The organism is Rhizobacter fulvus (genome assembly GCF_964020785.1).
In genome coordinates this window covers 3,495,432-3,503,385 of record NZ_OZ224516.1, presented here as the reverse complement: position 1 = coordinate 3,503,385, position 7,954 = coordinate 3,495,432, and the positions used below count along the sequence as shown (strand labels likewise).

The 7,954-nt window shown below is 72.7% G+C and carries 5 protein-coding genes; all 5 read right to left on the bottom strand.

The window, feature by feature from the left end; genetic code table 11:
• Window positions 1-170: 170 nt before the first annotated feature.
• The 5 genes from ACWH49_RS16640 to ACWH49_RS16620 all read right to left on the bottom strand — a co-directional run bounded on the left by ACWH49_RS16640 (window position 171) and on the right by ACWH49_RS16620 (window position 7,944).
• Window positions 171-1,031, bottom strand: coding sequence for an efflux RND transporter periplasmic adaptor subunit (locus ACWH49_RS16640; RefSeq protein ID WP_448172471.1), 861 nt, complete (start codon window positions 1,029-1,031; stop codon window positions 171-173).
• Complete coding sequence (locus ACWH49_RS16635) at window positions 1,028-3,052, bottom strand: preprotein translocase subunit SecA (RefSeq protein WP_448172470.1); 2,025 nt, start codon at window positions 3,050-3,052, stop codon at window positions 1,028-1,030. Before ACWH49_RS16635 ends, ACWH49_RS16640 begins: the two co-directional genes overlap by 4 nt.
• Window positions 3,045-5,204, bottom strand: coding sequence for a hypothetical protein (locus ACWH49_RS16630; RefSeq protein ID WP_448172469.1), 2,160 nt, complete (start codon window positions 5,202-5,204; stop codon window positions 3,045-3,047). Before ACWH49_RS16630 ends, ACWH49_RS16635 begins: the two co-directional genes overlap by 8 nt.
• Before the next feature lie 13 nt (window positions 5,205-5,217).
• Complete coding sequence (locus tag ACWH49_RS16625; RefSeq protein ID WP_448172468.1) at window positions 5,218-7,086, bottom strand: HlyD family efflux transporter periplasmic adaptor subunit; 1,869 nt, start codon at window positions 7,084-7,086, stop codon at window positions 5,218-5,220.
• Window positions 7,087-7,149: 63 nt separating this feature from the next.
• Entirely contained in the window at window positions 7,150-7,944 is a 795-nt protein-coding gene (locus ACWH49_RS16620) for a SapC family protein (RefSeq protein ID WP_448172467.1), read from the bottom strand.
• Between the last annotated feature and the right edge of the window lie 10 nt (window positions 7,945-7,954).

Below are 7,954 nucleotides of genomic sequence, written 5' to 3'. Positions count from 1 at the left end.
GGATGGACTCCGGCTCGAAACGCGCCGGAAACCCCCGATGGAACACACTCAGGTATACCGAGACCGGACGCTCACAGTTTGTAACCGCATGAACTAATTCACGGAAGTTAACTTTTCTTGTACCCCCTAGTTTGGGGGTCACGTAACTCCGGATGGCAAACGCGCGCGTCTCAGGGCGCGGGGCGTACCGGGGCGCGAGCCGTCGGCGCCGGCGCCGCCAGACCGTCGAATTCGGCCTGGCAGCGCAGCCCGCCGGGCAGCGCCAGCGTCGGATTCGGCAGCTCCAGGCGGGCAACGAACGTGCCGCTGGCGGCGTCGATCACCTTGTCGACCAGCTTCACGCTGGCAGCGTGCCGGCCACCCAGGCCATGGGGCACGACCATCGCCTTCATGCCCGGCTTCAGCTGGCCGAACAGGGCCGCCGGGAACACCACGTCGACCCGCAGCGGGTCGATCTGCGCGATCTTCAGCATCGCCTTGCGGCCGGTGCCGGCCTCGGCGATGTCGCCGGGGTTGAGCATGCGGTCGACGACGACGCCGTTGAACGGGCTGCTCATCGTGCGCAGGCTCAGCAGGTCGAGCGCATGGCGGTGCTCGATCTTGGCGAGCTCGCGGTTCTCGGTCGCGGCCTGCAGTTCGCTCTCGGCGACGCGGCGCTCGGCCTCGGCCTGGTCTCTTGACTCGGCCGAGGTGAAGTTCTGCTGCGCCAGCTCGGTGGCGCGGGCGAGCTTCTTGGTCGCGTAGTCGAGCCGGTTGCGCGACTGGTTGACCGGCCCCTGCATCTGCGAGCGGTAGCGCGCCGACTCGGCCGCCGAGCGCTCGGCGTTCGAGACCAGCTCGACCAGCGGCTGCCCCTTGCGCACCGCGTCGCCACGCTGCACGTAGACCTTGTCGATCAGGCCCTCGGCCGGGCTGCGGATCTCGACCGTCTGCCACGCGTCCATCAGACACTCGAAGCTGCCCGCGCGGGCGGCCGTGGGCGGCAGCGCCGCGAGCGAGGCGACCAGCGCCAGCGTCATCCGTGTGTTCATTCGCCTCTCCCCGAAAACGCCAGCAGGCGCGACAGTTGCCGGTCCTGCTTCAATGTCTGCATCCGCACCTCGGCATGGCGCCGCTCCGCCGCCGACTGCGCGACCCGCCGCAACCATTCGGTCGCCCACGCGGGCAGCCCGGCCGGTGCGGTCGCGGCGCGGGCCTGAAGCCAGCGCGTCAGGTGCGGCGCCTGGGTGCGGAACAGTTCGTCGTCGAGCGCGACGAAGGACTCGCAGCTGCCCGGGTCGCCCTGGCGCGCGCAGCGGCCCAGCAGCTGCCGGTCGACGCGGCGCGAATCGTGGTATTCGGTCAGGATCACGTGCAGCCCGCCGCGCTCGGCCACGCCCGGGTCGAGCCCGATGTCGGTGCCACGCCCGGCCATGTTGGTGGCCACCGTGACCCGCCCCGCGGCGCCGGCGGCACCGACGATCTGCGCCTCCTCGCCGTCCTGCTTGGCGTTGAGCACCACATGCTCGATGCCATGCTCGTGCAGCACCGCGCTGATCGCCTCCGAGGCCTCGACGGTGCGGGTGCCGATCAGCACCGGGCGCCGCTCCTCCATCGCCGCGTGCCGCACCGCCTCGGCCACCGCCTGCCACTTGCGGGCCGCGTCGGGCAGCCCTCGTGCCGCGGCGGCGATGCGGCGCGACGGCTTGTGCAGCGGCACGCGCGCCACCGCCAGGCCGTAGGTGCGGGCGATCTCGCCGGCGACCTCGGTGGCGGTGCCGGTCATGCCGGCCAGGCGCAGGTAGCGGCGGAACAGGCGCTGGTAGGTGATGCGCGCGAGCGTCTCGCGCTTGCCGGTCAGGGCCACGCCTTCCTTGGCCTCGATCATCTGGTGCAGGCCGCGCTCCCAGGCGCGGTCCGGCATGATCCGGCCGGTCGATTCGTCGACGATCTGCACCTTGCCGTCGACGACCACGTACTGGCGGTCGCGCGCATACAGGTGCACGGCGGCCAGCGCGCGCTGCACGCTCTCCTCGCGGTCGCGCGCGAACTCCCACGGCGACGCGTCGAGTTCGGCGTCCAGCCGCTCGATCTCCTCTCGGCCCGCGTCGGTCAGGCGGATGCGCAGGTGCGTGCGCTCGACGACGAAATGCGCGCCCTCGTCCAGCGCCCCGGCGATGTCCAGCGCGATGCCGCAGGGCTCGGCATCGGCCCCGGCATCGACCGTCGTCGACAGGATCAGCGGCGTGCGCGCCTCGTCGATGAAGACGCTGTCCGCCTCGTCGACGATCGCGAACACCAGCCCGCGCAGCACGACCGAGCCGGCGCGCTGACGACCCCCGCGCACGCCTTCGACCGCCAGGTGCAGCAGGCTCGCGCGGTCGCCGAGCGCGGCGCGGTCGCGCAGGTAGTCGAACGCGAGTTCCTTGTTGCTGGCGTAGGTCACGTCGCCGGCATAGGCGGCGCGGCGCTGCGGGTTCGGCATGTCGTGCACGACGGCGTCCACGCTCAGGCCGAAGAACTCGTACAGCGGCGCCATGGTCGCCGCGTCGCGCTCGGCCAGGTAGTCGTTCACGGTGATCACGTGCACCGGCAAGCCGGCGAGCGCCGCGGTCACGGCCGGCAGGGTCGCCGCGAAGGTCTTGCCCTCGCCGGTCGCCATCTCGACCAGCGAGCCGCCGAGCAGGAACCAGCCCGCCATCAGCTGGGTCTCGTAGTGGCGCTGGCCGAGCACGCGGCTGGCCGCCTCGCGCACCAGCACGAAGGCGCGCGCCACCGGCTCGAACGCGAAGCCTTCGCGCCGCAGCACCGCGCGCAGCTGCCGCGCCTGCGCGCGCAGCTGCGCGTCGTCGCAGGCGCTCGCTTCGGCGCCGAGCGCGTCGACGCGCGCAACCAGCGCCCGCGCCCGCCGCTGCTGCAGGCCGCTGCCGCGCAGCAGCGGCATGACGGCGGTGCGCCACACGCCGGTCGCGATCCGGTCGTGCAGCGGCGGCTCGGGGTCGTCGCGCTCGACATACGGCCGGCCGGTCGCAATGTCGCGGGCCTCCAGGCGCAGCAGGCGGGTGCTAGACATCGAAGTGGGTCAGGAACAGGCGCCGCAGCGCGCGGTAGGCCTGGGTCGCGAGCGGCGCGTCGTGCAGCTCGAAGCGCACGTGGACGCGCTGTCCGAACGCAGCCGAGCGGCCGAGCGGCTCGAGCGGCTCGACATCGATCTCGAAGATGCGTGCGAGCGTCTTCTTGCCCTGCGGATCGCGCGGATCGGCGGCGATGCGCCCGCCGCCGGAGGCAAGCAGCGCGCGGCTCGGCGCCTCCGCGGTGCCGGCCGGCACGACGCGCGCGACGCGGCCCGGGATCACCCGGCCGATGTCGTCCGCGAGCCGCAGCCCGACGCGCTTGACCGCCGCCTGCACGCCGTCGATTTCCGACTGGTCGACGACGACGCGCACGACCGGCGTGGCGCCGTCCAGCACGTGGCCGAGCACCTCCCCCTGGCGCAGGTGGCGGCCCGGCAGGTCGTTCGGCCGGGACACCGTGAAGACGCCGGCGGTGCGCGCCGAGATCGTCAGCTCGGCGGCACGCGCCCGCGTGCGCTCGACCGACTCGCGTTCCAGCAGCAGCTGGTCGCGCACCAGGTCGGCGCGGGTGCGGTCGACGACGAACTCGTTGCCGTAGGTCGCCTCGAGTTCGGCGACGCGGGCCTCGCCCAGGCGCAGCTGCGCATCGAGCGCCGGGTCGACGCTGCGCACCAGCGGCGTGCCGGCGGCCACGGTCTCGCCCGGCGCCACCAGCAGCCGGCTGACGAAGCCCGGCGCGCCGGCCCGCAGCGTCGCCTGCTCGGGCAGCCAGATCACGCCTTCGGCCTGCATCCGGTACGACAGCGGCACGAACACCGCGGCCAGCGCCAGCGCCGCCACGCCCAGCCCGGCCGCGGCCAGGATGCCCGAGCGCCGCTCGCGCAGGCCCGGGCGACGCTGGATCTGCGAGACGGCGCGCCACAGCGGCGCGATCGCCATCATCGCGACGGCCCACAGCGCCAGCACGACCCCGAAGAAGAAGAACCGCGAGCCGATGAACAGCGCGATCGCGACGGTGACGAACAGGCGGTACACGGTCGACGCCAGGCCGTAGAACGCGAACCAGACGCGCTCGCCGGCGGTCTCGGCCGGCGAGACCGCGTCGCGGCCGCGCAGGATGTAGCGCTCGACCAGGTAACCCCAGTAGCGCGTCGCGCGCTGCGCGAGGTTCGGCAGCTCGGTCAGGTCGGCCAGGATGTAGTAGGCGTCGTAGCGCAGCAGCGGGTTGCCGTTGAAGACGAGTGTCGAGACGCCGGCGACCAGCATCACGTTGAAGCAGACCGCGCGGGTCATGCCCGGCTCGGCCGCGCGCCAGACGTAGAACGCGAGCGCGGCGACGAACACCTCGACCAGCATGCCCGCGGCGCCGACCGTCGCGCGGGCCCAGCGCGAGCGCAGCACCGTGGCGGCCGACGCGTCGACATACGGCACCGGCATCATCACCAGCAGCATCACGCCCATGTCGTGGACCTCGCCGCCCCCCGCGCGCGTGGCGGTGGCGTGGCCGAGTTCGTGCAGCGCCTTGATGACCGGGAACACGAGCCCGAGCAGCAGCAGGTTGTCGGCCTGCAGCACCCGGTCCGAGAGGTTGTGCGTGAGCTCGGGCCAGGACTGCGGCAGCAGCACCAGCGCCGGCAGCACCACGGCCAGCCACAGCAGCCCGCCGACGGGGCTCCACAGGCGCCGCCACCAGGGCGCGAAGCGGTCGAGGAAGCGGCCGGGATCCCAGAGCGGGATGCGCACCGCCATCGGGTTCATCCAGGAGCGGCGCTGCTTCGAGCGCGCGGTCTTCTCGCCGCGGTCGAACAGCTCGAGCGCGTCGGGCGGCACGTTGGTCGCGAGCAGGTCGCAGCTGTGCAGCTGGCCGAGCAGCTGGATCAGCTCGTCCTGGGTCGGCGCATCGGCGCCGAGGTGGCGCTGCGCGAGCCGCCACAAGTCCTGCATCGTGCGGCGCCCGTCCATCGCCGCGAGGATCAGCCGCGCGGCCGGCGTGAAGCGGTGCACCCGGCCCGATGCCGGGTCCTGCAGCAGGTACCAAAGCGCGCCGCGGTAGCGGTGGCGGTGCAGCTTGGCGCGGGCGAGCAGGTGCGGCTGCAGCGTCGCCACGCGGTACCACAGCGTGCTTTGCAGCGGCGCGTTGGAGGCGGTCATCCCGGGCGGCCGCTCAGGGCATCCAGTTCCAGAGCGCCAGGCGCGCCCAGTCGAAGAAGCTGTGGGTCCAGATCCAGAGCAGGCTGCGCTCGCCGACCACGACCTTGCCGACGCCTTCCATGCCCGGCCGCAGGCTGGCGACCGGCCCGTCGATCAGCGCCTCGACCCGGAACACGTTGCGCCCGTCGACCTGCGTCGCGACCGGCGTGATCGCGCTGACGGTGAACGGCAGCGCCCGGTCCGGCAAGGAGGACAGCACCAGCTCGCCGCGCTGTGCGAGCGCCAGGTGGGCGATGTCGCGATCGTCGACCTGCAGCACCACCCGGTAGCCGGCGAGCGGCGCGACCTCGAACAGCAGCTTGCCCAGCTCGACCGGCGTGCCGATGCTCTGGCTCAGGTCGCCGGACACGACGACGCCATCGAACGGCGCGATCAGCGTGGTGCGGGCGAGCTTGTCCTGCGCCAGCGCGAGCTGGGCCTCGGTCTGGTTGATCTGCGCCTCGATGACGCCCATCGTGCCGCGATCGGCCTGCGCCATCGCGACCTGGAACTTGCGCTGCAGCTGCTCGCGCTCGGAGTTCCACTTCGCGCGCTCGAGCTTCAGGTCGCGGTCGTCGAGGCGCGCCATCGGCTGGCCGGCACGGACCGTGTCGCCGGCGCGCACCAGGCCCTCGGCGATGAAGCCGTCGAACGGCGCCACCGAGGCGAGCTGGGTCGAGCCCTCGATCACGGTTCTTGCGGCGACGCGGTGGTCGGCGTGGATCAGCGCCAGCGCCAGCAGCGCGACGCCGACCAGCCCGCCGATCAGCTTGGCGCCCGGGTGGCTCGGCCCGAACGTGGCCTGCAACGCGGCGCGGCCGCCGTCGCGGGCGCGCTGCCACCACGGCCGCTCCTGCTGGCGGACCAGCACCCACAGCGGCGCCAGCATCACGCCGAGCGCGCGCACGGTGCGCTGCTCGGATTCGCTGAACGCCGGGCCGGTGTTGCGCTCGAGCGTGATCACGCCGATGGTCTGTGCCTCGTGCAGCAGCGGCACCGACAGCAGCGCCTGCACCTTCAGCGCGCGCGCGACTTCGGCATGGGCGATCGCGCCGAGTTCGTCGCCGTCCGCCACCGGCAGCACGACCGCGACGCCCAGGTCGAGCACCTCGTCCATCGCCTCGGCGATCGTGCGCACCAGGTCGGAACGGCGGTCGAAGGTGGCGGTGTGCGACAGCGCGATCGGCACCACCTCGCCGCGGTCCTCGAAGCCGATCGACACGCGGTCGCACTGCATCAGCATCGCGAGTTCGTTGGCCACGGCCAGGGCCGAGGGCTGGAGCTGGCGGTGCTGCAGTGCGCTGGCCATCAGCTCGTTGAGCAAGCCCACGCGCGCCAGCTCGGCTTCGCGCTCGCCGAGCAACTGCTGGCGGAAGTGGTCGATCAGCCAGGCGCTGGCCCAATGGATTTGGCGCAGTGCGTTCTGCAGGCCGCCGACGGAGCCGGCGCCCATGTCGAGCACGACCGCACCGACCAGCCGCCCGTCGATCTCGACCGGGTAGCCGACGTGCGCCGCGCCGTCCGCGCCCGGCTCGCCGCCGCCCGGCGCGGTGACGACGCCGCTGCGCTCGGTCAGCGCCCGCTGCGCGACGCTGCCGAGGTACTGCAGGTCACGCTGCGGGTCGGGCCAGGCGGCGGCCACGCCGTAGGCCCCGCCCACGCCGTCGCCGACCAGCAGCAGCGCCGCCCGCGCGCGCTCGATGCGGGTGCCCAGCAGCGCCAGCCACGAGGCGAAGAATTCGGCGCTGTCCGCCGCGCCGATGAAATGCGTCCAGGCGGTCGACTCGGCGCGCGTGCGCTGCTCGTCGGCGATCGAGTAGACCGAGGCGGGTTGTCCGGACATGGTTCAGCGTCGGCCGCGAGGCCGGGGCGCGCCCGTGCGCCGCCCCGGCGACGCGAGCCGCCTTCAGTGGACTGCGGGGGCCTCGGCCGGCGCGGCCTCGGCGTCGGAGGCGGCGGGCTCGGACACATCGAGGGCCAGCGCGCCGATCAGCCGGTCCTTCACGTCGCTGAAATTGCGCATCGAGTACAGGTGCAGGTAGAGCAGTTCCAGCTCGTCGGTCTTCGCGAGCGCGGCGAGCGCCTCGCCGTCGAGCGCGCGCAGCTTCGCCCGCGACACGACCATGAAGCCGCCCAGCGTCAGCTTCTCGCCCGCCGGGGTGACCACCCGGGCCTGCATCGGCTCGAGCAGCCCGAGGTCCTTGAGCCGCTTGCAGAACAGGCGGGTGCGCTCGAAATGGGCCTGGTACTGCTGCAGGAACTTCAGCACCTGCTGGGTGTAGGGCGAGGCCTTCGCATCCTCGCCGAACAGCGGCTGGCCGCGGCCCTCGCGGTTCAGGCCGGGGTGCGACTCGTCGATGCACAGGGTCAGCGTCTTGCGGTCGTCGCTGGCCGAGAACACGAACGGATAGCGGCGGATGAACGCCGGGATGTACTTGGCCTGCCAGTGCGCATCGGCCGACAGGTACAGGTTCTGGTCCGGGCGCACGCCGAGCACCGCGGCGGGCAGCACGTCCTCGCCGGTGGCGGCGAACACGATCGCGTACTCGGTGGCGGCGCGGATGAACTCCACGGCCATCAGCGGCACGGCGTTGACGCCGGCACTGAAGGCGTAGGTCCGGTCGGGATCGAGGCACATCTTGCCGTGGCGTGCGGCGGAGACCGGGACCGCGGATTCGTAGATCAGCAACTGCTTGGGCATGGTGCCTCTC

Coding starts and splice junctions, on each gene's coding strand:
- ACWH49_RS16620 (WP_448172467.1), bottom strand. CDS start 7,944: ATGCCCAAGCAGTTGCTGATCTACGAATCCGCGGTCCCGGTCTCCGCC.
- ACWH49_RS16635 (WP_448172470.1), bottom strand. CDS start 3,052: ATGTCTAGCACCCGCCTGCTGCGCCTGGAGGCCCGCGACATTGCGACC.
- ACWH49_RS16640 (WP_448172471.1), bottom strand. CDS start 1,031: ATGAACACACGGATGACGCTGGCGCTGGTCGCCTCGCTCGCGGCGCTG.
- ACWH49_RS16625 (WP_448172468.1), bottom strand. CDS start 7,086: ATGTCCGGACAACCCGCCTCGGTCTACTCGATCGCCGACGAGCAGCGC.
- ACWH49_RS16630 (WP_448172469.1), bottom strand. CDS start 5,204: ATGACCGCCTCCAACGCGCCGCTGCAAAGCACGCTGTGGTACCGCGTG.